The sequence below is a fragment of the Avibacterium endocarditidis genome, assembly GCF_002921145.1.
Lineage (GTDB): Bacteria > Pseudomonadota > Gammaproteobacteria > Enterobacterales > Pasteurellaceae > Avibacterium > Avibacterium endocarditidis.
In genome coordinates, this window is sequence record NZ_PQVI01000089.1 from 1 (window position 1) to 21,400 (window position 21,400).

At 37.7% G+C, this 21,400-nt stretch carries 23 protein-coding genes, 4 pseudogenes and 2 riboswitches; of the genes and pseudogenes, 11 read left to right on the forward strand and 16 right to left on the reverse strand.

Annotation, left to right across the window (positions count from 1 at the left end; translation table 11 throughout):
- The first annotated feature begins 408 nt into the window (after positions 1 to 408).
- Complete coding sequence (locus C3Z13_RS11925; protein WP_219827899.1) at positions 409 to 753, forward strand: hypothetical protein; 345 nt, start codon at positions 409 to 411, stop codon at positions 751 to 753.
- 82 nt (positions 754 to 835) lie between these two features.
- Positions 836 to 1,195: an LbetaH domain-containing protein gene (locus C3Z13_RS11930; RefSeq protein WP_219827900.1), complete on the forward strand. Its 360-nt coding sequence runs from the start codon at positions 836 to 838 to the stop codon at positions 1,193 to 1,195.
- A gap of 65 nt (positions 1,196 to 1,260) precedes the next feature.
- Here the strand turns inward: C3Z13_RS11930 and C3Z13_RS07110 are convergent, their stop codons facing one another.
- The 5 genes and pseudogenes from C3Z13_RS07110 to C3Z13_RS12875 form a co-directional block, all read right to left on the reverse strand.
- Positions 1,261 to 1,878 carry a hypothetical protein gene (locus tag C3Z13_RS07110; RefSeq protein WP_103855464.1) on the reverse strand — a complete coding sequence of 206 codons (618 nt, stop codon included), beginning with the start codon at positions 1,876 to 1,878 and terminating at the stop codon, positions 1,261 to 1,263.
- 190 nt (positions 1,879 to 2,068) lie between these two features.
- On the reverse strand, positions 2,069 to 4,255 hold the full coding sequence (locus tag C3Z13_RS07115) for a CDP-glycerol glycerophosphotransferase family protein (protein WP_219827901.1): 2,187 nt from the start codon (positions 4,253 to 4,255) through the stop codon (positions 2,069 to 2,071).
- Between the two features lie 224 nt (positions 4,256 to 4,479).
- On the reverse strand, positions 4,480 to 4,860 hold the full coding sequence (locus tag C3Z13_RS11935; protein ID WP_219827902.1) for a glycosyltransferase family A protein: 381 nt from the start codon (positions 4,858 to 4,860) through the stop codon (positions 4,480 to 4,482).
- Between the two features lie 124 nt (positions 4,861 to 4,984).
- Entirely contained in the window at positions 4,985 to 5,758 is a 774-nt protein-coding gene (locus C3Z13_RS07120; protein WP_245872584.1) for a stealth conserved region 3 domain-containing protein, read from the reverse strand.
- A gap of 120 nt (positions 5,759 to 5,878) precedes the next feature.
- Positions 5,879 to 5,998 (reverse strand): annotated as a pseudogene (locus C3Z13_RS12875) (capsule biosynthesis protein CapC); the annotation flags it as partial.
- A gap of 369 nt (positions 5,999 to 6,367) precedes the next feature.
- Between C3Z13_RS12875 and C3Z13_RS07125 the strand changes: the two are divergent.
- The 4 genes and pseudogenes from C3Z13_RS07125 (at position 6,368) to C3Z13_RS07140 (ending at position 10,103) form a co-directional block, all read left to right on the forward strand.
- Positions 6,368 to 7,517, forward strand: a pseudogene (locus C3Z13_RS07125) (polysaccharide biosynthesis/export family protein).
- An 11-nt stretch (positions 7,518 to 7,528) separates the two neighbouring features.
- Entirely contained in the window at positions 7,529 to 8,662 is a 1,134-nt protein-coding gene (locus tag C3Z13_RS07130; protein ID WP_103853331.1) for a capsule biosynthesis protein, read from the forward strand.
- Entirely contained in the window at positions 8,662 to 9,459 is a 798-nt protein-coding gene (locus C3Z13_RS07135) for an ABC transporter permease (RefSeq protein ID WP_103855465.1), read from the forward strand. Before C3Z13_RS07130 ends, C3Z13_RS07135 begins: the two co-directional genes overlap by 1 nt.
- On the forward strand, positions 9,456 to 10,103 hold the full coding sequence (locus C3Z13_RS07140) for an ABC transporter ATP-binding protein (protein ID WP_103855466.1): 648 nt from the start codon (positions 9,456 to 9,458) through the stop codon (positions 10,101 to 10,103). The genes C3Z13_RS07135 and C3Z13_RS07140 overlap by 4 nt, the downstream gene beginning before the upstream one ends.
- 56 nt (positions 10,104 to 10,159) lie before the next feature.
- Here the strand turns inward: C3Z13_RS07140 and C3Z13_RS07145 are convergent, their stop codons facing one another.
- The 11 genes and pseudogenes from C3Z13_RS07145 to C3Z13_RS07195 all read right to left on the reverse strand — a co-directional run bounded on the left by C3Z13_RS07145 (position 10,160) and on the right by C3Z13_RS07195 (position 17,689).
- Positions 10,160 to 10,786, reverse strand: coding sequence for a 7-carboxy-7-deazaguanine synthase QueE (locus C3Z13_RS07145; RefSeq protein ID WP_103855476.1), 627 nt, complete (start codon positions 10,784 to 10,786; stop codon positions 10,160 to 10,162).
- A 14-nt stretch (positions 10,787 to 10,800) separates the two neighbouring features.
- Entirely contained in the window at positions 10,801 to 11,223 is a 423-nt protein-coding gene (gene queD / locus C3Z13_RS07150; protein WP_103855467.1) for a 6-carboxytetrahydropterin synthase QueD, read from the reverse strand.
- Complete coding sequence (queC, locus tag C3Z13_RS07155) at positions 11,216 to 11,899, reverse strand: 7-cyano-7-deazaguanine synthase QueC (RefSeq protein ID WP_103855468.1); 684 nt, start codon at positions 11,897 to 11,899, stop codon at positions 11,216 to 11,218. Before queC ends, queD begins: the two co-directional genes overlap by 8 nt.
- A gap of 2 nt (positions 11,900 to 11,901) precedes the next feature.
- A riboswitch (PreQ1 riboswitch) is annotated at positions 11,902 to 11,946 on the reverse strand.
- A gap of 106 nt (positions 11,947 to 12,052) precedes the next feature.
- Positions 12,053 to 12,373 (reverse strand): ribosome hibernation-promoting factor, HPF/YfiA family, encoded by a 321-nt coding sequence (gene hpf / locus C3Z13_RS07160; RefSeq protein WP_103855469.1) that lies wholly within the window; start codon positions 12,371 to 12,373, stop codon positions 12,053 to 12,055.
- Positions 12,374 to 12,726: 353 nt separating this feature from the next.
- A complete protein-coding gene (locus tag C3Z13_RS07165; protein ID WP_103855470.1) occupies positions 12,727 to 14,094 on the reverse strand; it encodes an alanine/glycine:cation symporter family protein in 1,368 nt (455 codons plus the stop codon).
- 102 nt (positions 14,095 to 14,196) lie between these two features.
- Positions 14,197 to 14,311, reverse strand: a riboswitch (glycine riboswitch).
- A 290-nt stretch (positions 14,312 to 14,601) separates the two neighbouring features.
- Positions 14,602 to 14,867: pseudogene (locus C3Z13_RS07170) on the reverse strand (GNAT family N-acetyltransferase).
- A 38-nt stretch (positions 14,868 to 14,905) separates the two neighbouring features.
- Positions 14,906 to 15,109, reverse strand: coding sequence for a DNA gyrase inhibitor YacG (yacG, locus tag C3Z13_RS07175; protein ID WP_103855471.1), 204 nt, complete (start codon positions 15,107 to 15,109; stop codon positions 14,906 to 14,908).
- Positions 15,102 to 15,731, reverse strand: coding sequence for a dephospho-CoA kinase (gene coaE / locus C3Z13_RS07180; RefSeq protein WP_103855472.1), 630 nt, complete (start codon positions 15,729 to 15,731; stop codon positions 15,102 to 15,104). Before coaE ends, yacG begins: the two co-directional genes overlap by 8 nt.
- Before the next feature lie 81 nt (positions 15,732 to 15,812).
- Positions 15,813 to 16,007 carry a hypothetical protein gene (locus C3Z13_RS07185; RefSeq protein WP_103855473.1) on the reverse strand — a complete coding sequence of 65 codons (195 nt, stop codon included), beginning with the start codon at positions 16,005 to 16,007 and terminating at the stop codon, positions 15,813 to 15,815.
- 29 nt (positions 16,008 to 16,036) lie between these two features.
- A complete protein-coding gene (locus tag C3Z13_RS07190; protein WP_103855474.1) occupies positions 16,037 to 16,474 on the reverse strand; it encodes an A24 family peptidase in 438 nt (145 codons plus the stop codon).
- A pseudogene (locus C3Z13_RS07195) lies at positions 16,471 to 17,689 on the reverse strand (type II secretion system F family protein). Before C3Z13_RS07195 ends, C3Z13_RS07190 begins: the two are co-directional and overlap by 4 nt.
- 398 nt (positions 17,690 to 18,087) lie before the next feature.
- Here C3Z13_RS07195 and manX point away from each other — a divergent pair.
- The 5 genes from manX to C3Z13_RS12330 all read left to right on the forward strand — a co-directional run bounded on the left by manX (position 18,088) and on the right by C3Z13_RS12330 (position 21,388).
- On the forward strand, positions 18,088 to 19,071 hold the full coding sequence (gene manX / locus C3Z13_RS07200; protein ID WP_103855475.1) for a PTS mannose transporter subunit IIAB: 984 nt from the start codon (positions 18,088 to 18,090) through the stop codon (positions 19,069 to 19,071).
- Positions 19,072 to 19,083: 12 nt separating this feature from the next.
- Positions 19,084 to 19,887 (forward strand): PTS mannose/fructose/sorbose transporter subunit IIC, encoded by an 804-nt coding sequence (locus C3Z13_RS07205; protein WP_017807082.1) that lies wholly within the window; start codon positions 19,084 to 19,086, stop codon positions 19,885 to 19,887.
- Positions 19,888 to 19,900: 13 nt separating this feature from the next.
- Positions 19,901 to 20,737 carry a PTS mannose transporter subunit IID gene (locus C3Z13_RS07210; RefSeq protein ID WP_017807081.1) on the forward strand — a complete coding sequence of 279 codons (837 nt, stop codon included), beginning with the start codon at positions 19,901 to 19,903 and terminating at the stop codon, positions 20,735 to 20,737.
- A 67-nt stretch (positions 20,738 to 20,804) separates the two neighbouring features.
- Positions 20,805 to 21,179, forward strand: coding sequence for a DUF986 family protein (locus C3Z13_RS12325; protein WP_245872585.1), 375 nt, complete (start codon positions 20,805 to 20,807; stop codon positions 21,177 to 21,179).
- A 2-nt stretch (positions 21,180 to 21,181) separates the two neighbouring features.
- Entirely contained in the window at positions 21,182 to 21,388 is a 207-nt protein-coding gene (locus tag C3Z13_RS12330) for a hypothetical protein (protein WP_245872586.1), read from the forward strand.
- Positions 21,389 to 21,400 lie beyond the last annotated feature (12 nt).

Genomic DNA, 21,400 nt, shown 5'->3' on the forward strand with positions numbered 1-21,400 from the left:
TTCACCGCTTAAGCTTTTGATTCCATACGCATAGCGTATAGTTTTATAGCTAGACTTTGTCTAGCTATAATCAAATAGATAGTAAGCATACTGCTTACTATCTATTCTGATAATCAGATTAAAAATATATTGTGGAAGGTAAGATGATAAACAAAACAACTGAAGAATTTCAACAAGAAATACTGAAAACGATTAAATTGAAATCCACATCAATTAAAATCTATTACCAGCAAAATGTATATTGCGACTTTCAGAGTGATCGTGAATCATTCTTTTCAGTTAGTTTGGATCTAGTTCAACAAAAATATTTTATTCTACCGAGATAAAACCCCAATAGATAATATTAGTATCATATACCCAGATACCAAACTAATTAAGCTGGAGAATGATAATGTATACATGTATGATGTGAGCACTCTTGATTTTTCGCAGATTTGTTCTTTATTTATTAAATTCGCAGAGCGAGCTGAGCAATATTTTGCCGATCGTCCCGTACCCGTAGTTAATAGCAGAAAAAAAGAATTAATCTCTGGCAACTACTATGATACATCAGGTAATAAAATCACTGCTCCAAATAATCTACATAACTGCCATTTTCAATTTCTCGGGGGAGGGAATCAAGTTACTATTCATCCTAATGCAAATCTTCGTAATGTATTTTTAGAATTTTTAGGACATAATAGCAAAGTGTATATTGGTGAAAATGTTTCTATGAAAGGGCAATGGTGTTTAGGAGTAGGGTGTACCTATTAAAATAGGAAGCAAAACGACTAGCACAAATCCTGTTTACATTACAGTCGCTGAACATACCACTCTATCTATCGGTGAAGATTGTATGTTTGCTACTAATAATCAAATCCGAACCGATGACGCACACCCTATCTACGATGTACGTACAGGAAAGCGTTTAAATACGTCTAAGGATATAATCATTGGTTATCGAGTATGGGTAGCATATGGAGCAACAATTTGGGGTGGCTCACAAATAGGGAATGGCAGCATAGTAGGAGCATATTCCGTTGTAAAAAAACGCTTTCCTAATAATTGCATAATTGCTGGGGTCCCTGCCAAAGTTATACGTAAAGATGTATTTTGGGAAAGAAATAATGTCCTATACACTGATATTGATAATGGGATAGACCTTACAAAAATAAACCATCTTCAGTATATCACGCCAACAATGGAGCTAGAATAAATCATTATAAGACAGCCGTCTGAAAAACTAACTCCGACAGACGGCGGCTTTACTTAACTCAGTGACTATTGTAAATACTCTAATTGCTTTCTTATGCACTTCGCTTGCAATACTTTATCCCCCTTAACTTCAGCAACTTCTGCTGCTAATTTCCAATAAGCTAACGTATCTTGAGCGGTCAAATCATTAAAATAATATTGTGCAGTTTTATCGTTTTTCAAACGACATAGAGCAATTATATAAAAATAAGCAGCTTCACGCGAAGTTGGGACAAATTCATCTATAACCTTTATTAGTCCTTTCCAGTTTTGAGCTTGGTAAAGTTTTTCGGCCTCATATAAAGCTATTTCTAAATTTTCAGAGTATTTTTGTCGGAATTGTTTCAACAGATACTCTTCACCTTCAGAGTTTCCACTGTCAAGCATTTTCTTCAGATAGTCAACAGCCAAATCCTCAGGAATTAGTAATAAATTTTCTTCAAAAGCACGATTAAGCTGAATAAACATTTTGTCAAAATCACCACGGAGCTTTGCTAATCTTGCAATTGCTATACGGCAGCTTGGATCATTTTTAGTATGCTTTTCATAGGTCACAAGGCATTGGTGTGCACCTTGTAAATTACCTAACTTCATATAAATATAAGAAGCTAATAGTTCAAGCTTTAAGCTATTTCGATTAGCCATATCTATTGTATCTATATAAGTTTTTAGTAATGCTAACGCTACAAAATAATCTTGTTCTAAAATTTCTTTGCTATTTCCAGTAAAGAGCGGTATTTTTTTCTCGGTATTTTTTTCTAAATTTTATTTAGTCGTTTTAATAAATTTTTAGTATTCTCTTTATCTTTATAAAAGGCTGATATAAGAAGAGCTATTAAAAAATCTTCTTGTGGCTACCGATAGTATTTTCTTTAGCGAAGAATCTAGCTCCTTTAATAGCATTGCCAATTTGCAAATCTATTTTAGCTTGCCAATATTGAGAGTATTTAGGATTCTCTAATAGTAAATTTTGTAATTTATTAAACTGCTTACTATTAAATAGTGCATTCAAATAGCGATTCCAGTAATCATCTAATTCTTTTTGTTCTAGCCTATTTTCATCAAACAAAATCTGAATACGACTAGCTGCTAATTCCCAAGCCTGATTTTGTTCAGCATGAACAATCATATTCTTTAAAATTGGCAAATTGTTACGTTCTTCAGGATTATCCAATGCAACAATAGTTTGATATACACGTTCACAGTTTTGATCATCTTGATATGGAAAAGTTTCTTTAATACGAGTAAGATATTTATTATCTAATCCTGATTGTAAGATATTTTTTAATGCATCAAATGTGTTCTGTTCAGTTAAAGTAACAGGACCAAAGCCAGAGCTTTCATAGTCAAACCATCCTTTTTGAACAGTATGTGCACCTGAAAAAAATTCATCACGATCAAATTGATAATAAATAACAGCCTTATTAAGATAAGCCATATCAAAAGCTACTGAAGAATAATCTGTAATTAAAATTGAGGAGTCTCCAAATAAGTTTTGAATGCTTTCCGTAGCCTCTTCCCCTTTCCAAATTTCTATATAAGAAGGAACCTTAAATAGGGGTAAATAGGGTTCTATATTAGGGTGAGGAGCGAAAGTAACCTTATGTTCATATTTTTCGGCTAATAATTTTAATTCTTTTGAATGTAAAAAGCTAAACCAGTGTTGAGCGTAGGAAGTCTCCATAAAAGAATTATTAATAATGCGCCTATTACTACCATTTCCAATATTTTTCCCCACAATATAATTTCGCCAAGTGGGCATAATTAGAATACGTTTTCCTCTAAGAATACTTTTAGATAGTAAGCTATCATAACGCGGGAAACCAGCTAATACTACTTCTTTTTCAGTTAGTTTATAACGATTGAAGTTTGCTGCAATTTCTTTATATTCTGGAAGTGCTGTAGTAATGAAGCAATGTAAATTAATCTTAGTATTAACCCAGATAGATAAATTATTCTGAGTTACTCCATGCTGAAGGAAAACAAACTTTTTGCTATATTCATAAAGATCACCAAAATAATTATTAATGTGTTTTTCTAAGTGACTAGAAATGATCTTATCAGCTTTTCGCAAATGTTCTTCATAATCTTTACTTCCAAATTCAACTAAATTAAAGCCCTCTTTCTCTAATCTATCCCAATCTTGTGCCGTTTTATTCAAAACAAAATAGCAACTTTTTTCAGGATGGTTCTTCATCATATAACGATAGAAATGTTCTGCATTATCATCTGCTTTAGTTTCTCTATCCATTAAAAGCCAACTGCCATCTGAAATATATTTTTGAGATGGCATAAATAGGTTAATTAGTTCTTTTAATTCAATTCCCTTACTAAATATCTTACCCTTGATGGAAATCCGCATAGATTTATTATTTAATAATAAGTCAATTCTTGCTGAGTTTTTAAGTGATGAGTAAGAAATCCACAACCGTTTTTCATAAACAAATAACTTATCATTTAGAATATTGACAACTGTCTTTTCATAAGTTGGAATAATTTCTTGATTACCAATTTTAATTGAGTAAGGTAAGTCAAAGTAAGTATAATAGCTAACTAGAAATTGTTTCTGTTCACGATCTATATTTTCAATATACGCAATTTGAAATGGAGGTTCTATTTTTTTAAATAAACCAAGCATTCCAACTTTATGGAATAACCATGTTCCTATTAGATTAAATTCCATAATGTTTTTTTCATCAATATATGAAAAAACAATATCTATCAGATTATAAAATTTTTGCTTTTGTTCTATAGTTAAAAAATCAAGACGTTCAGGTCTATTCAGTAAGTATTGAATATACCAGCTCATATCATATAATACTGTCTTTTGAATAAAAGAAGGAATATTTCCAATCTTATGCTTATAACTTTCTAGCATAGGGATAAATCCAAACTCAAAGATATCTGAAAATTTCTCAGGTTTTAACCAAGAAGTATCTAGAGTTGAGCTACTATTGTTACGTTTACGATAAAAATAAATAGCATCCTTATTGAAAATTACATCAGCATTTTGCTGCTGCAATAAATAATCAGCAATAAACTTGCCATCCCAAAATTCGGTTTTATTTGATGATTAAAATGTAATCTATTTCTATTAATATACGATACTTTAAAAAAGTAGATGCCGCAGATAAATTGATAAACCGATCTAAGTTTGATACTTTAATAGTATGTGTTTTATCAAAACGAAATTTTAAAGGATGGCTGTCTTTAATAATACCTTGATTTTCAATAAATAATTTTAAATTAGTAACAAGCATAGTAGCTGAGACGTTTTTTCGTTAAATGATAATCTACTGATTTAAAATAGTCTGGATGTAGATAATCATCAGGATCAGTAAAGACGACCCACTCTGTCTGAACATACTCTAGCCCTAAATTACGCGCAGAAGCCTGCCCACCATTTTCTTTATAAAAATAGTGTATATTCTTAGGAAATCTAGCTTGCCATTTTTTAATGATTTGAGCGGAATTATCGGTAGAACCGTCATCAACTAGAATAATTTGAATATGCTTTTTGAAACTAAGGCTTTGTTTGACTATACTATTAAAATAATCATCAAGATATTTTTCCACATTATAGACAGCAGAAACAATAGTATAGTAGTTATTTCCTTTATATCTCATAGGCAAATGTTTTTTTTTACTTGTATGGCTCTTTTAGCATACATATCTCGGAAAAATAGTTTAGGATCTCGAAGTAATTTTTTTAATTGTTTCTTATTCATAAGATATAACCTGTAATTTTAGTCTATTTATTAAAATAAATTTTTAACATTTCAATCAGTTTTTCCTGATAGTTTTTAATCTGTTTTGTGCTATGAAAGTCATTCGCACAAAATGAATGCGGTTGTTGACCTATGACATTTTTTTTCAATAGTTTTTGGTATTGGCTTACTGCATTATTGGAGCGTATATTGAAATAATAGCATATTTCAGCACCTACTGTAGATTGACCATTTAAATACATTAGCCACGGAACAAGGAAAGTAGCCAAGTTTAGATCCTGATTTGTACGAAACTTATTAGATAAAAAAGCTAAAATCTCTGAATTATACCTTTGCCAAGCAGTTTGAAAAGCACTTTTTCTCAACGGAACGTATGTATGAACCAGTGATCTATCGATTTGATTTAAATAATGCTTGTTTAGTAAGGCTATGCTGTTTTGTGATGCCGCAAGTGTTGGCGTTAATAATTTACCTTTTTTCATAGCCATTTTTTTTAAACTTTTATCTGCAATAAAAAGTGAAGCGATCCCATTAGGGTGAAAAAAATGCGCTTTCGGCAAAGGGCGAGCAACAAATACATCATCATTAAAATAGATAAAATATTCACTTAAATTGGGGATATTATGCAAATGAGCCTCAATGACATGTGAATTAAACGTAGGCAAATATTGTTTATCAATAATTTGAGCATGGTCAACAATACTTACATTTGGATAATTCTCTGGCGTAAACCATTCGGGAATTTGATCATCTGTAACAATATAAATGTGATTTACCCAAGGGAGAAAAGAACGCACGCTATGTAGAGAATAATAAAGCTCATTGTGATTACTGAAACGAGCTTCATCATTGCCATAAAGTGCTGTTTGCTCAGCTACCTCGGCAAATTGATGCCGACGTTGCTGCCATTTCAGATCTTGGTTATTGACCCAAGTAAAAACAACATCAATGTTAAAAGGTTCAAGTTGAATACTGCTTTCTAAGTCTGCAAGATATAAGCTATTTTCAATGATAGCTAGCTCATCTTTCTCGGTGATGCGTTGCTCTGCATTATAAACTGGATATTTTTATTGAAAAAATCACGTAAAAATATACCCGGCTCTCGAAATAATTTCTTTAGTTTAGCGATATGCATTTTAGTTACTTGATTGTACGGTAAATTATTCAGCTAAATTCATCCATATCAAATTTTTAAACGTATAATTCTACTTTCCTATTTACTGGTAGTCAAACATGATTTTTTGTATAGAAATTCAGGAGATCAATATTCATTAACTATTTCAACTAGTTACTGTTTCAAACAAAAAAATCCCCATAAATGAGATTTATGCATTATAATGCCCAAAATTTTTTGACTATCTATCATTTTTACGTTTGAATACCAAATAATAGTTATAAGGAAACATATGCGCAAATCTCTCATTACTATCAGTTGTTGCTTACTCGTATCCTGCGCCAATTTACCCACATCAGGGCCAAATAAAGGCAGCATTGAAAAAGTGGAACAGCAAAATACTAATGTTCCTGCTGTTCAATTAATTAAGTTAGATGACAAGGTTGTAGGCGATACGCCTTTTCAAGTTCAATCTTTTAAACAGTTAGGTTCTTCTAAGCAACGTTACCAAGGTGTGGTAAGTTCTGGTGATTTGCTTGATATTACCCTTTGGGAAGCACCACCAGCGATTTTGTTTGGTAGTGTGTTAGATGAAAGTGGGGTTTCATCTAGTCAAAGCACTCGCTTGCCGGAGCAAATGGTCAGCAATAATGGACGCGTTACCATTCCATTTGTTGGTTCTTTGCGTGTAGCAGGAAAAACACCAGAGCAAATTCAAACTGATATTGTCAATCGTTTACAATCTATTGCGAATCAACCACAGGCGATTGTGCGTGTTGTAAAAAATAATTCTGCAAATGTAACGGTACTAACTAAATCATCAGCTGTGCGTATGCCTTTAACAACTTACGGTGAACGTGTATTAGATGCTGTAACCGCAGCAGGTGGTACAAGTGGAGAGTTACAAGATATTGCCGTGCAACTTACCCGAAATAACCAAGAAAACCATTTCTTTAGCAAAATTAGCACGCGAGCCGCAAGAGAATATTCTTTTGCGTTCTGGTGATGTCCTAAGCTTAATAAATAATCCACTTTCCTTTACTGCAATGGGAGCGGTAGGAAATAGTAAAGAAATTCGTTTTTCAGCAGAAGGTTTAACTTTAGCTGAAGCAATCGGTCGTTTAGGTGGATTAAATGATGATCGCGCAGATCCAAGAGGCGTATTTATCTTCCGTTACGTTCCATTTGAAGAAATGTCATTAAATAAACAAAGTGAATGGCAAGCCAAGGGGTATCACAACGGAATGAAAATTCCGACAGTATATCAGGCAAATTTACTTGAACCTCAATCAATGTTTTGGATTCAACAATTTCCAATTAAAGATAAAGATATTGTTTATGTCTCTAATGCACCATTGGCTGAATACCAAAAATTTATTCGTATGATCTTTGGAACAGTAAATCCAGCGCTATCTACCATAAATAGTATTAATAAGATGTAGGTGTATAAAAAATGGAACAAAATATTGATCAGCCTATTGCAAGACGTAAGAAAAAATTGAATTTAAAGAAACTTAATCCGCTGTTGTGGATAACCGTGATTATTCCTACCTTCTGTTCGATTTTTTATTTTTCGATCTGGGCTTCAGATGTCTATATTTCTGAATCTAGCTTTATTGTGCGTTCTTCACGTAGTCAGGCTAGTTTAGGCGGAATGGGCGCATTATTGCAAAGTATCGGCTTTGCACGTTCTCAAGATGATACTTTCACGGTGCAAGAGTTTATGCGTTCTCGCAATGCCTTAAGCACCTTAGAAACTGATTTGCCGCTTAGAAAATATTATGACGAAGGGGATTTTTTCAGTCGTTTTGATCCACTAGGATTATTCGACTCCCAAGAAGCGTTCTATCAATATTTTCGCGATCACCTATCAATTAGCATTGATTCATTATCGGGTATTGCAACATTAAGGGTGCGTACTTTTGATGCGGCATCAGCGCAAGAAATTAATAATGCCTTGCTCAATCTCGCTGAGAAATTAGTGAATCAGCTTAATGATCGTGCGCGTAGAGATACCATTAAATTTGCAGAACAATCCGTTAATGAAGCTGAAAATCACTTAACTGAAACTTCTGTCGCATTAAGCCAATATCGTGTTAAAAATGAAATTTTTGATGTGGCAAGCCAGTCAGAATCAGTTTTAACCTTGGTACAAAAATTACAAAATGAATTAATTTCAATTCAAACTCAGCTTGATCAAGTCAGAGCGTTATCACCAAATAACCCTCAGGTGAAAGTGTTAAGAGCTAGACAAAAAAGTATTCGAGAAGAGTTATCACAGCAGTTAGATGTGGTGTTTGAAGGGAAGAAATCTTTAACGACCCAATCTTCTGAGTATCAACGTTTGATTTTAGATGATACCTTAGCGAAACAGCAATTAACTGCAGCGATGTCCGCCTTGCAAAGTGCAAAAGAAGAAGCGGGCAGACAGCAGCTATATTTGGAAATTATTGCTAAACCGAATCGTCCAGATTTAGCCTTAGAGCCGCATCGTTTATACAATATTTTGGCAACGTTAATTCTTGGCTTGGTGCTTTATGGTGTATTAACACTATTATTAGCCGGTGTGAGAGAGCATAAAAACTAATGCAGTATGGCGAACAAACTTCATTACGAGAATCATTCCAAATTCAGTGGCGAGTGCTGAAAGCATTATTGCTACGCGAAATAATTACTCGTTATGGGCGTAAAAATTTAGGGTTCTTATGGTTATTTGTCGAACCCTTTATGATGACCCTTGTGATTGTATTAATGTGGCACTTTTTTAGGGCGGATAGGTTTTCTACGCTAAATATTGTTGCTTTTGCGATCACAGGCTATCCCTTATTGATGATGTGGCGTAATGCCTCAAATAGAGCAATTGGTGCAATTGATGCCAATATGGCGTTGTTATATCACCGTAATGTTCGCCCTTTAGATACGCTTTTTTCCAGAATGACGTTGGAAATTATGGGTGCGACCGTTGCTCAGATTTTGATGCTTGCCTTTCTTGTAATAATCGGTTGGGTTGAAATGCCAAGCGATGTGCTATATATGCTTTTTGCTTGGTTCTTAATGGCGCTGTTTGCCATTGGTCTAGGTTTAATTATTTGCTCGCTATCTTATTATTTAGAATTTTTTGGCAAGATCTGGGGAACACTAACATTTTTGATGTTTCCTATTTCAGGGGCATTCTTTTTAGTAAGTAGCTTGCCTAGTAATGTGCAATCTATGTTGCTATGGTTTCCAATGATTCACGGTACAGAAATGTTTAGACACGGTTATTTTGGTCCAAGTATCGTCACAATGGAATCCCCTGGCTACCTTCTTACCTGTGATCTAGTGATGCTTTTAATTGGATTATTAATGGTACGCAGTTTTAGTAATAGGATTAACGCAAGATGATCAGTGTAGAAAATGTTTATAAGAAATATCATACAAGAACAGGTCCAGTAACTGTTTTAAATGATATTAACTTTAAACTTGAGAAAGGGGAAAAAGTTGGCATCTTAGGGCGCAATGGTGCGGGAAAATCAACCCTAATTCGTTTAATGAGTGGTGTCGAAGCGCCAACATCAGGTACAATTCGCCGTGAAATGAGCATCTCCTGGCCTCTCGCCTTTAGTGGCGCATTCCAAGGTAGTTTAACGGGAATGGACAATTTGCGCTTTATTTGTCGTATTTATAATGCTGATATTGACTATGTAAAAGCCTTTACCGAAGATTTTTCAGAATTAGGCAATTATCTTTATGAGCCAGTGAAAAGCTATTCTTCGGGAATGAAAGCGCGTTTAGCCTTTGCATTATCCTTATCTGTAGAATTTGACTGCTATCTGATTGATGAAGTGATTGCCGTGGGGGATTCACGCTTTAGTGATAAATGTCGTTATGAGCTTTTTGAAAAACGTAAAGATCGCTCTATTATTCTCGTTTCTCACAGCCCTTCTGCAATTCGTGAATATTGTGATAATGCAAAAGTATTAGAAAAGGGGAAATTACTAGACTTCCCTTCCATTGATGAAGCCTATAAATATTACAATCAACAATAATTAAAACTTTTCAAAAAAAACCGCACTTTATAAAGTGCGGTTATTTTTATCAAATTTTATTCAATTCCAATCAGCTTGTGCGTTTGAATGCTCAACTGCCATTTCGGTTTATTCGGACGTTGATTTAGCAAGCCTAATTGCGTAATGGTGTGGAGCAAATTCATTTCACCGTTGCTTTCGCAAGGGGAAAGGTAGTAATGCTGCGCTTGAATTTGGCTTTCAATTAATGCACAAAATTCTTGCACATCGGCATCCGCCACAATGCGAACTTCGTTAGCTTGCACAATGCAGCGTTGGCGATATTTCTGCGCATACTCTCGTTTTGGACTGGTGGCAATGTAATCAATTTGTGCAGGGACAGGCTTTAATCCATTGGTTTCAATGGCAAGAAAATAGCCCTCTGCCTTAAGTTGATCAAGCAATAAGCTCAGCTGTGGCTGAATGGTGGGTTCGCCCCCTGTGATGATAATATTTTTCGCCGAAAACGACCGCACTTTAGCTAAGATTTGCTGTAACGACCACGGCTCAAAATCATTGTAGGGCGTATCGCACCAAGGACAGGCTAAGTTGCATTTGCCGAAGCGGATAAAAATGCTCGGCATTCCTGTGTTCGCCCCTTCCCCTTGCAGGCTTTGGAAAATTTCTACAATGGGATAACTTGGATTAGAAATCAGTTCTGCCATTAATCTTCCCGCCATTAATTTTCCCGATATTCACAAAATGAAGTGGGCGTTTCCCATAAACGAATAGCGCTAATCTGCAAATGTTCACTTAAGCGTTGAAAAATAAAGCGTGCCATTTCTTCTGCGGTGGTGCGAGTAGGCATGGCAAAGGTTTTGGAATTGAGATCTTGCAACAGTCGTGCAATTTTACTTTCGCGCCCGCTGGTTTCATCATAAATAAAGGCGTGATCCATTGGCGTAAGAATCTGTTCTTTTACGATCTGTTTGAGATCCGAAAAATCCATCACCATTCCTTTTTTCGCTCCGCTGGCGTGTAGTTCCCCTTGCACTTCCACTTGTAATTTATAAGTGTGGCCGTGCAGGTTTTGGCATTTGCCATCATGTCCGTCCAACAAATGCGCCATATCAAAACTGAATTCTTTAGAAACTTTAAACATTTTGCACCGCACTTTTTTGTTTTAAATATTCGTCTAAACCTTTATTGCGTAATACGCAGCTTGGACATTCGCCACAACCGCCGTCCACGCCCTGATAACAAGTGTGCGTATGATTGCGAACATAATCCAGCGCACCTAGATTATCTGCTAACGCCCAGGTTTGCGCTTTGGTGAGATACATCAACGGCGTGCGAAGATTAAAATTGTAATCCATCGCTAAATTCAGGGTAACGTTCATTGATTTGATGAACACATCACGGCAATCAGGGTAACCACTGAAATCCGTTTCGCACACGCCAGTGATAATGTCAGAAATACCTTGCCCTTTGGCATAAATGGCGGTGTAAAGCAAAAATAAGGCGTTACGCCCGTCCACAAAGGTGTTTGGCAGCTCGTCTTTTTCTTGCTTGATTTCTGCATTTTCGTTCATTAGAGCATTTGAGGTGATCGCTTTAATCACAGAAGTATCAATGAAAGTTTGTTTTACCCCAAGATCTTGCGCAATCCATTTGGCTTTTTCTAATTCAATGGCGTGGCGCTGACCGTAATGGAAAGTTACGGTTTCCACATTTTCTACACCATAATCGGCAATCGCTTGAATTAAACAGGTGGTGGAATCTTGCCCACCAGAAAAGATAACAACCGCTTTATGATTGTGATTTTTGAATGTTGTCATAAGATGTCCTAGTTTTTTTGCGTGGGAGGGTTGCGAACCACGGTTACAGCTGAATTTGATTCAGCCAACGAAATAAGGGCGGTATTGTACAATAAAGACAGTCTTAGACAAAGAAAAAGCCCGCAAAAGTGCGGGCTAAAATGGAAAAATTTTTTAGTTAAATGAATCTTTTAAGCGTTCCTCTGCACGGCGAGATTCACTTTTATGTTGCAATTTATTGAGTTGGCGTTCGAGTTTTTCTTCTACTTCATTAATTGCTTTGTACATATCCTCCGATTCGCTACTTGCGAACAAATCACCAAATGGCGTGCCGATGGAGGCTTCCACCGCAAAGCCTTTTGGTACTTTATTTAAAATGAAATGAGGATTAATCAGTTGAGTTTGCCATTTTCCTAATTTAGCAAGTCTTTCTTCAATGTGAGCGCGGATTGCAGGGGTGATGTCCATTTGTTTACTTGTGATATTTAGAGCCATAGCATTTACCTCTCTTTTGATTGTAAGTATTTCTACTTATGTGAAACCTTATGGCTACAACATAGCTCTGTTAGGCGAACTTTTCAAGGGCTTTATTGAAGAATAAAAAAGAAAAATACAAATTTATGATCTAGGTAGAAGATTTGAAAAAAGGTACTTTCATTTTATGAAAAAGTTGCTATCATTCAGGGGTTAGTGTTTCTGAAATCCTCCCTTTTAAGCAATAATTTTCCATTCTTTACATAATATTTGGCTGAAGTGCAATCCGCTTTCCTTTTTATTTTAGATAAAAAAAGCACAGTAAATGATCATTTTTACTGTGCCTAAAATAGCCGATGTCTATTTAACGTTTCCTAATCATCAGCATCTCGATGTGCAATGCTTAAACGTTGAAAATAGTTCCTAGTTTCTTCGAACACCACCTTGCGCAGACCAATTAAGGCGACAAGATTTGGGAATGCCATCAATCCGTTTACAATATCTGCCAAGATCCAAATGGTTTCAAGGTGAATAAACGCGCCACAGCCCACTAGCACAATAAAGATAAAACGGTAGAATTTTACCCCTTTCACCCCAGCTAAATAGACAAAACAACGCTCGCCATAATAACACCAACCTAAAATCGTGGTGAATGCGAAGAATAATAAGCCAAGGGTGACAATCGTACCGCCCGCTGCTGTACCAAGCCCTTTGGAGAACGCAAGATTAGTTACCGCCGCCCCTGCTTCTGGCGCTTGCCACGCCCCGGTTAGCACGATCACAACGCCTGTCATCGTACAAACGATAAGCGTATCTAAAAACGTTCCCGTCATTGAAATCAAGCCTTGGCGTGCAGGCTCTTTGGTTTGCGCCGCAGCCGCTGCAATGGGGGCGCTACCTAAACCTGATTCATTAGAGAAAATACCACGCGCCACACCCGATTGAATGGCTTTCATTACGGTATAACCTAATGCACCACCAAGTGCCGATTGCGGATTAAATGCGCTTTCAATAATCAAACTCACTGCTGCTGGCACTTGTTGCCAATTCAACACAATAATAATGATTGACGTTGCCACATAAAGCACGGCCATAAAAGGCACAACAATGGCTGCAACAGAAGAAATGCGTTTAATACCGCCTAAAATAATCGCCGCAACTAAAAGCGTGATAATGGGCGCCATAATTTCCACAGGAATATGAAAACTGTCCTGCATTGCGTGGGTGATAGCCTGCACTTGTGGGAATGTCCCGATGCCGAAAAATGCCACCAAAATCCCACAAATGGCAAACATTTTTGCTAGCCATTTGATGCCTAACCCACGTTCAATGTAGTACATCGGGCCGCCAGCAATAAATCCGCGTTTATCAATAATGCGATATTTCACCGCCAATAAACATTCTGCATATTTGGTCGCCATACCAAATAATGCCACTAACCACATCCAGAAAATTGCCCCCGGGCCACCAGCTTGTACGGCGGTTGCCACCCCAACAATATTTCCTGTTCCAATGGTAGCTGCCAAAGCGGTGCTTAATGCGGCGAAAGCAGACACATCGCCCTTGCCATTTTGTGCGCCTTTTTCTTTTCTAAATAAATAAGTTAAGGCTCTTGGCAATTGAAAAATTTGAATAAAACCTAAACGAAAGGTGAAATAAAGCCCTACGCCAGATAATAAAATTAACAGTGGCGGGCCCCAAATAAATGAATTAACTGATGATAATAATTCAGTGATTGACATTGAATGTTCCTCGTAAAAAATCTCGGTTTACAAGGAGGCGAAAAGAGTTTGGCGAATAGAAAAAAGACAACGCGAAGCCTCGCGTTATATCACCTGAAATAATCTCTTGCCCCTGTCCTTTTGCCTGAGCGTTTGAAAAACGATGAAAATTTCACCGCTCTTTTGCGCCTTCGGCGTCCATTTTGCAAATGCAATGGATCTCTCCAAGGGTTCGTCCAGTAACAGTCCCCGCTAATTTAATAGCACCTGAAAGATTTTACCTCGTCGGTGCAGGGTTAATTCCCTACTCTCCAGCTACCTTCATCCGAACATACTTTCGTAAAAAAGTGCGGTGGATTTTAGCAAGATAATTTTAATTTCTCAATCCTTTTGCAAAAATCGGGGGAATATCTAAGAAAATGGACAAGAAAATAGATAGGCAACAGACAGACAATTACCGCAACGGCATTTTAATCGCCCACCGTTGCTAAACAAAATTTGTGGTTTTCAATCAATTATTTAAATGGATTAATGCGCTTCACGCTGCCATTTTTTAGCAATATAGCTACAACTTGGCACTAAATTTAATTGATGTTCTCGCACAAATTGCACTAAGGCTTGATAAAGTTTATCCGCCACACCTTGCCCGCGTAAACTCTCTGAGACATAAGTGTGATTGGCATTAATGCTATGCGCATCAATAAAATAATAAGTGAGTTTTGCCACTTTTTGCCCTTGTTCATCAAGGACAAAAACTCGCCATCTTGTGGATTGTGTTGATGTTGAATATTCATTTTTCCTTTGCTTGCTTTCTTAAATAACTTTCTTTTAACTAGCCACGCCAATCTTCGCCAAAATGCTCATTCGTGGCAAAATCTGCGGTTTCACAGGGAATGGCTTTTTCTTCATTTGCCCATTCGCCTAAATCAATCAGCTGGCAACGCTTGCTACAAAAAGGACGATACTGGCTCTGCGGTGTCCAAGGCACGGATTTTTGACAGTGGGGACAAGGTACGGTAAAAATTTCTTCACCCATTATTTTTCTCTTTTTCCTTTGCAAATTGTAAATATTGGTGATGCAATTCTAACACTTTTTGCTGCAAATAAGGCAGATTTTGGCTTAATTCTGGTTCGTTATCCACCACATCATCGGCGACTGATAAACGTTTTTCTCGACTGACTTGCGATGCCATAATATTTTTAATCAAGGCAATGTTATTTTGATCCCGCTTCGCAGCGCGCAATAGCTGAGTTTCTGGCAGCACATCAACTACTAACACGCGATCACAAAATTCTGTCAGATCATTTTCGATCAGCAACGGTACAACCCACAATACATAAGGCGCTTGGCTTTGCGCAAGCTGATGTAGCATTTCACGCCGAATGGCAGGGTGAAGTAAATTATTTAACCACACCTTTTCTTGCGGACGCTCAAACACAATTTGACGCAAGGCTTGACGATTTAACTCGCCTGAATCAAGCAAAATAGTCTCGCCAAAATGTGCTGCAATTTCCGCCAGCAACGGTGTTCCTTTCTCCACCACTTCTCTTGCCACAATATCCGCATCAATAATTTCCGCCCCTAACTCGGCAAATAAATCCACAATGGTGCTTTTGCCACTGCCAATGCCGCCCGTTACGCCAACAATATAACTCATTTTTTCCTACCTTTATTTATTTTGCTAGAAATCATACGCTGTCTTTTTAGCGAAGCAATAATAGGCTCAGGGCAGAAAGGCTTAAAAACGGCGCAAAGGGAATTTGTTGTGCAATTTGTTGTCCATCACGCCTGCACAATTTTGTATGCCACAAAAACAATGGCATAACAGCAAGCAAGAAACAAAGTGCGGTAGTTTTTGCCAGAAAATGCCTGCACCAAGTGCAAACGCTAGCCAGCAATCCCCTTCGCCTAACATTGTTTTGTGATAAACCATTTGGCTTATGTAGCAAATACTATAAAAAATTACAAAATTCCTACCGCACTTGCTAAAGCCTGCTCCAACGAAAGCGGAATAATGTGCCAATGCACGCCAAGCAATATCCATAAGAAAAGCCAAACACATAATAACGGTGGAATCAATCGATAAAGCCAATCAATAATGCTGATTAAAATCACCAAGCTCAACCAAATCGCCCACCATAATGTGATATAAGGATCCGCATTAAGCTTGCTACATAAAGCAAACAATCCTGCAAAGGCAAAAATATAACACAAAAAACCACCGCACTTTTTATTCTGCCAAGAGGAATGTGGCATTGGCTTTTCTCTTTGTTGTGGCTGGAAAAGTTCACAATAATCTTGCCATACAGTCTGCGTTAGCCGTTGGGCAAAAGTGGCAATATACAAAAAGATAAGTAGCCCCACGAAGCTACCCAATAAAAATGTTGCAAGCGTTATCATTGGATCATCGATCCCATATTGAAAATGGGTAAATACATTCCTAGCAACACTGCGCCGATTAAGCCGCCTATAATGAGCATTAACATGGGTTCGAGTAATTGAGAAAGCAAATCCACTTGATGATTGAGATCTTGTTGATATTTATCAGCAATATATTGTAGCATTTGTGCTACCTGCCCACACTTTCTTCACCAAAATTTTTAGCATTTGTTGTGCCGTCATTGGAAAGAAATCACTGGCTACGCTATCGGAAAATTTATAACCTTGATTGAGCCAATATAACGCTGTTTCCACCGCTTGATTTAGCACGGGATCGCCCGTATAAACTTGCTTTACCTGCCAGCTTTGCTGTTTCGGTAAAAAAGATTGCAATGCCATATTTAACGGCACGCCTGAACGCAACATTAGCGCAAGGGCTTGGCTAAAGCGAATCAGGCGGGCTAACTGAGTAATCCTGCCCAAAATTGGCATTTTATTGATACATTGATTTTTCCACTTTATTAGCTTTGCCGAACGCTTTAGACGAAAGCGAATAAAAAGCAAAGCCAGCATAAATAACAAAGCAAGCTGCCAAAAATGTTTTTGCAATCCTTCGGAAAGATGTAATAAAAATGTGGTAAATGCAGGTAAGCTAGCATTGTTATTGCCATACATTTCAGCAAATTGTGGCACGATAAAAATCAGCAACAACAAGGTCAAAAGCACGGAAATGCCCAGCACCAACATAGGATAAAGCAGGATTTTTTGGAGTTTTCGTTGCAGAATTAAGGATTGCTGACGATATTGTGCGATTTGCTCACACACTTGCGCGAGCTTGCCTGTCATTTCGCCCACTTGAATTAGCTGCTGTTCCTGTTGTGAAAAATATTTCCCCTGTTTTTCAATTCCTTGTGAAAAACTTAGACCACTTTCAAGATCTTCTATCAATCGCCCAAGCCAGAGATTTAAAGAAATCACTGTGCAATTCTGCAGCAATAATTGCAAACTTTGCTTAATTGGCACGGCGGATTTCAGCAGTAACGCCAGCTGGTTAATCAGTTCATACAATTCATTCGCTTTCGGTTTACGCGGAAATTGCCAGTTGCGTTGCAGCTTGATATTTTGCAACTGTCGTTGAAACAACGCTTGCCGCGCTATTTCAATATTCTCTGCTACGATCATACCTTGTTGTTTTTGTTGCAAAAAATTCGTGGCTTGCCAATTAAACAGTTTCATTATTCTTTCATTCATTGATGTATAGCGATTATCTTTCTTTAGCCTAGCGGAAAAAACTCACAAAAAAACCACCGCACTTTATTTTTACGATCAAGATCGCAAAATAAACGTTCACCTTACAAGTTAAAAATACTCTGCTACTTTTTAAGCATTTTTTGTTGAGAAAATTCAATAAGATAAAAATTTATAAAATTTCACTTCAAAAATAATCAATATAGCACATCAAAAAAGAATGTTTTTTTTAATCAAATAATAAAAAATATGATATGAATCACCAATTTTATTTAGTGCAGTGCAAAATCCGTGATCTTCATCACATTATTTTGGAGTATTTTCGTTTAGAATGCGCGCCTGATTTTATAGTACTTAAACCATAACCACTTGTATAAGGAGTCCTTATGGCTATTGCGATCATCATCGCAACACACGGTGTAGCGGCAGAACAACTGCTCAAAACGACCGAAATGTTGATTGGTGAACAAGAAAACGTTGCCACGATCGATTTTGTTCCCGGCGAAAACGCTGAAACGATTATGGCGAAATATCAGGAAAAACTCAGCACAACCCTATCACATTGTGATGAAGTCTTATTCCTTGTTGATACTTGGGGCGGCAGTCCATTTAATGCGGCAAACCGTGTATCGGAAGGCAAAGACAATATGGACATTGTTACGGGCGTGAATGTGCCAATGTTGGTGGAAACCTTTATGGCTCGCGATGATGGCCCAAGTTTGCAAGAACTCGTGGCAATCGCGTTAGAAACAGGTCGTACGGGGGTTCGTGCGTTGAGATATGTGGAAGAAGAGCCTGAGCAAGCACCACAAGCCGTTACTCAAGCAGCCCCTGCACCAAGCCAACCTGAAGTGGTTACACCAAATAAAGAAGGTCATCTTGTTGTTGGGCTTGCGCGTATTGATGACCGCTTAATTCACGGTCAGGTAGCAACACGCTGGACAAAAGAAAGCAAAGTTTCTCGCATTGTGGTAGTAAATGACGATGTGGCGAAAGATAGTGTGCGTTCAACAATGCTGAAAAGCGTTGCGCCACCGGGAGTAACCGCACACGTTGTGGGCGTAGATAAAATGATCCGCGTTTATAACAACCCTGAATATGCAGGCGAGCGTATGATGTTGTTATTCACCAATCCAACAGACGTGTTAAGACTGCTAGAAGCTGGCGTTGATATGAAATCCATCAACATTGGTGGTATGGCTTATAAAGACGGTAAGAAAATGATTACCAGTGCGGTATCTGTTGATGATAAAGACATTGACGCATTCAAAGCCATTGATGCAATGGGCGTGGAGCTTGATGTGCGTAAAGTATCAAACGATAGCCGTCAATATATGATGGATTTATTGAAGAAAAACAATCTTGTGTAAAGGATGAATATTATGGAAATTTCAACGCTACAAATTATTCTCGTATTTATCGTTGCCTGTATTTCAGGTATGGGATCGATTCTTGATGAATTTCAAACTCACCGTCCGCTTATCGCTTGTACCCTTGTGGGCTTAGTGTTAGGCGATATTAAAACGGGGATTATTGTGGGTGGTTCATTAGAATTACTTGCCCTTGGCTGGATGAACATTGGTGCGGCACTTGCACCTGATGCGGCATTAGCTTCTGTGGTTTCAACCATTCTTGTAATTGTGGGTGGTCAAGAAATCACTACCGCGATCGCTCTTGCCATTCCACTTGCCGCAGCAGGTCAGGTTTTAACCTATGTTGTGCGTGCAATTACTGTGGGTTTCCAACACGCCGCAGACCGTGCGATTGAAGATGGTAACTTGAACCGCTTAGACTGGATTCACTGCAGTGCCTTGATTTTACAAGCGATGCGTATTGCGATCCCAGCGTTAATCGTGGCTCTAACCGCAGGTACAGACGCAGTGCAAGCAATGTTAAATGCAATTCCGCCAGTTGTGACAACAGGCTTAAAAATTGCTGGTGGAATTATCGCCGTTGTGGGTTATGCAATGGTGATCAATATGATGCGTGCAGGCCACTTAATGCCATTTTTCTACGCAGGCTTTGTGATTGCCGCCTTTACTGATTTCAACCTTGTTGCCTTAGGTGTGCTAGGTGCAATTATGGCAGCACTTTATATCCAACTTCACCCGAAATACAACCAAAGTAAACAAGTGGTGCAAGTGGTTTCAAATGGCAACAATGATCTTGATAACAGATTAGATTAATGGGGTAAGAAAAATGACAACTGAAATGAAAAAAGTAACCCAAAGTGATTTAAATAAAGTGGTAATGCGTTCTAACCTTTTCCAAGGCTCTTGGAACTTTGAACGTATGCAAGCCCTTGGCTTTGCTTACTCAATGGTACCTGTTATCAAGCGTTTATACCCAGATCCAAATTCTCAAGAACGCAAAGATGCAATCAAACGCCATTTAGAGTTCTTTAATACTCAACCGTTCGTGGCTGCACCTGTGCTTGGTGTAACCATCGCAATGGAAGAAGAACGCGCAAATGGAAAAGAAATTGATGATGCGGCAATCAACGGGATCAAAGTGGGTCTAATGGGGCCATTAGCAGGTGTAGGTGATCCAATTTTCTGGGGAACAGCTCGTCCTGTATTCGCGGCACTTGGTGCAGGCTTAGCATTAAGCGGAAGTATCCTTGGCCCATTATTATTCTTCGTCTTATTCAACCTTGTACGTTTAGCAACCCGTTATTACGGCGTAGTTTACGGCTATAAGAAAGGGCTTGATGTGGTGCAAGATATGAGTGGGGGCTTATTGCAAAAACTCACTGAAGGGGCATCAATTCTCGGTCTATTCATAATGGGGGCGTTAGTGCAAAAATGGACAAGCATTAATGTGCCACTGGTGGTTTCCACCATTGAAAAACAAGACGGTACGATTGAAGTGACCACCGTGCAATCTATCCTTGATAGCTTAATGCCGGGTTTATTACCATTGCTATTTACCTTTGCTTGTATGTGGTTATTACGCAACCGTGTGAATGCCTTATGGATTATCGTGGGCATTTTCATCATCGGTATCATCGGTGCAGCAACCGGTATTCTTGCTTAATCGTTACTTAAACGCAGAATAATGCTAAAATTAAACTCTCCCCGAACTTTCGCGGAGAGTTTATTTTTTGTCTAATCAGAATACGGACGTTGCTATGATCAATACCGCTTTATTAGTTTTTATCATTCTTTATTTTTTATATGCTTTCTACGATCAATTCCTAATGGAAAAACGCTTTGGTGAAACCATCTTAAAAGTGCGTTTACGCCGTAAATCGAAAATCGAAGGCATTATTATGCTCGCATTGGTTGGTGTTGCTATTTATCAAGCGCTACCACAAGGTATCGAACCTTACACAATGTTTTTATTGGTAATGTTCGGTATTTTGATGATTTATCATTTCTTTATCCGCTTCCCTGTGTTTATTTTGAAAAAAGACGGCTTTTTCTTAAATAATCTTTATTTGCAATATGCTTATATCAATACCATTAATATTTGGTGAAAATGGCTTTTTTGCAATTAGTGTTAAAAAACGGCAAAGCCGTGCCTTTAGTGGCTGAAAATCCTAAAGATGTGGAAAAAATTCTACAATATCTCACCGATAGTGGTCGTATTTCGCAAGATCAAAATGCCCCAGAACAAGCTAAGCAACAAGCGAAACAAAAATCCACGGCAAATAAAAACGAAAAAAACAATAAAAAAGGAAAATAACAATGCTTTACC

What these genes read in the sequence shown, in the direction of transcription:
- C3Z13_RS11930 (WP_219827900.1), top strand. Translation starts at nt 836, where the DNA reads ATGTTTGCTACTAATAATCAAATCCGAACCGATGACGCACACCCTATC.
- C3Z13_RS07110 (WP_103855464.1), bottom strand. Translation starts at nt 1,878, where the DNA reads ATGGCTAATCGAAATAGCTTAAAGCTTGAACTATTAGCTTCTTATATT.
- C3Z13_RS11935 (WP_219827902.1), bottom strand. Translation starts at nt 4,860, where the DNA reads ATGAGATATAAAGGAAATAACTACTATACTATTGTTTCTGCTGTCTAT.
- C3Z13_RS07130 (WP_103853331.1), top strand. Translation starts at nt 7,529, where the DNA reads ATGGAACAAAATATTGATCAGCCTATTGCAAGACGTAAGAAAAAATTG.
- C3Z13_RS07135 (WP_103855465.1), top strand. Translation starts at nt 8,662, where the DNA reads ATGCAGTATGGCGAACAAACTTCATTACGAGAATCATTCCAAATTCAG.
- C3Z13_RS07140 (WP_103855466.1), top strand. Translation starts at nt 9,456, where the DNA reads ATGATCAGTGTAGAAAATGTTTATAAGAAATATCATACAAGAACAGGT.
- C3Z13_RS07145 (WP_103855476.1), bottom strand. Translation starts at nt 10,786, where the DNA reads ATGGCAGAACTGATTTCTAATCCAAGTTATCCCATTGTAGAAATTTTC.
- queD (WP_103855467.1), bottom strand. Translation starts at nt 11,223, where the DNA reads ATGTTTAAAGTTTCTAAAGAATTCAGTTTTGATATGGCGCATTTGTTG.
- queC (WP_103855468.1), bottom strand. Translation starts at nt 11,899, where the DNA reads ATGACAACATTCAAAAATCACAATCATAAAGCGGTTGTTATCTTTTCT.
- hpf (WP_103855469.1), bottom strand. Translation starts at nt 12,373, where the DNA reads ATGGCTCTAAATATCACAAGTAAACAAATGGACATCACCCCTGCAATC.
- C3Z13_RS07165 (WP_103855470.1), bottom strand. Translation starts at nt 14,094, where the DNA reads ATGTCAATCACTGAATTATTATCATCAGTTAATTCATTTATTTGGGGC.
- yacG (WP_103855471.1), bottom strand. Translation starts at nt 15,109, where the DNA reads ATGGGTGAAGAAATTTTTACCGTACCTTGTCCCCACTGTCAAAAATCC.
- coaE (WP_103855472.1), bottom strand. Translation starts at nt 15,731, where the DNA reads ATGAGTTATATTGTTGGCGTAACGGGCGGCATTGGCAGTGGCAAAAGC.
- C3Z13_RS07185 (WP_103855473.1), bottom strand. Translation starts at nt 16,007, where the DNA reads ATGGTTTATCACAAAACAATGTTAGGCGAAGGGGATTGCTGGCTAGCG.
- C3Z13_RS07190 (WP_103855474.1), bottom strand. Translation starts at nt 16,474, where the DNA reads ATGATAACGCTTGCAACATTTTTATTGGGTAGCTTCGTGGGGCTACTT.
- manX (WP_103855475.1), top strand. Translation starts at nt 18,088, where the DNA reads ATGGCTATTGCGATCATCATCGCAACACACGGTGTAGCGGCAGAACAA.
- C3Z13_RS07205 (WP_017807082.1), top strand. Translation starts at nt 19,084, where the DNA reads ATGGAAATTTCAACGCTACAAATTATTCTCGTATTTATCGTTGCCTGT.
- C3Z13_RS07210 (WP_017807081.1), top strand. Translation starts at nt 19,901, where the DNA reads ATGACAACTGAAATGAAAAAAGTAACCCAAAGTGATTTAAATAAAGTG.
- C3Z13_RS12330 (WP_245872586.1), top strand. Translation starts at nt 21,182, where the DNA reads ATGGCTTTTTTGCAATTAGTGTTAAAAAACGGCAAAGCCGTGCCTTTA.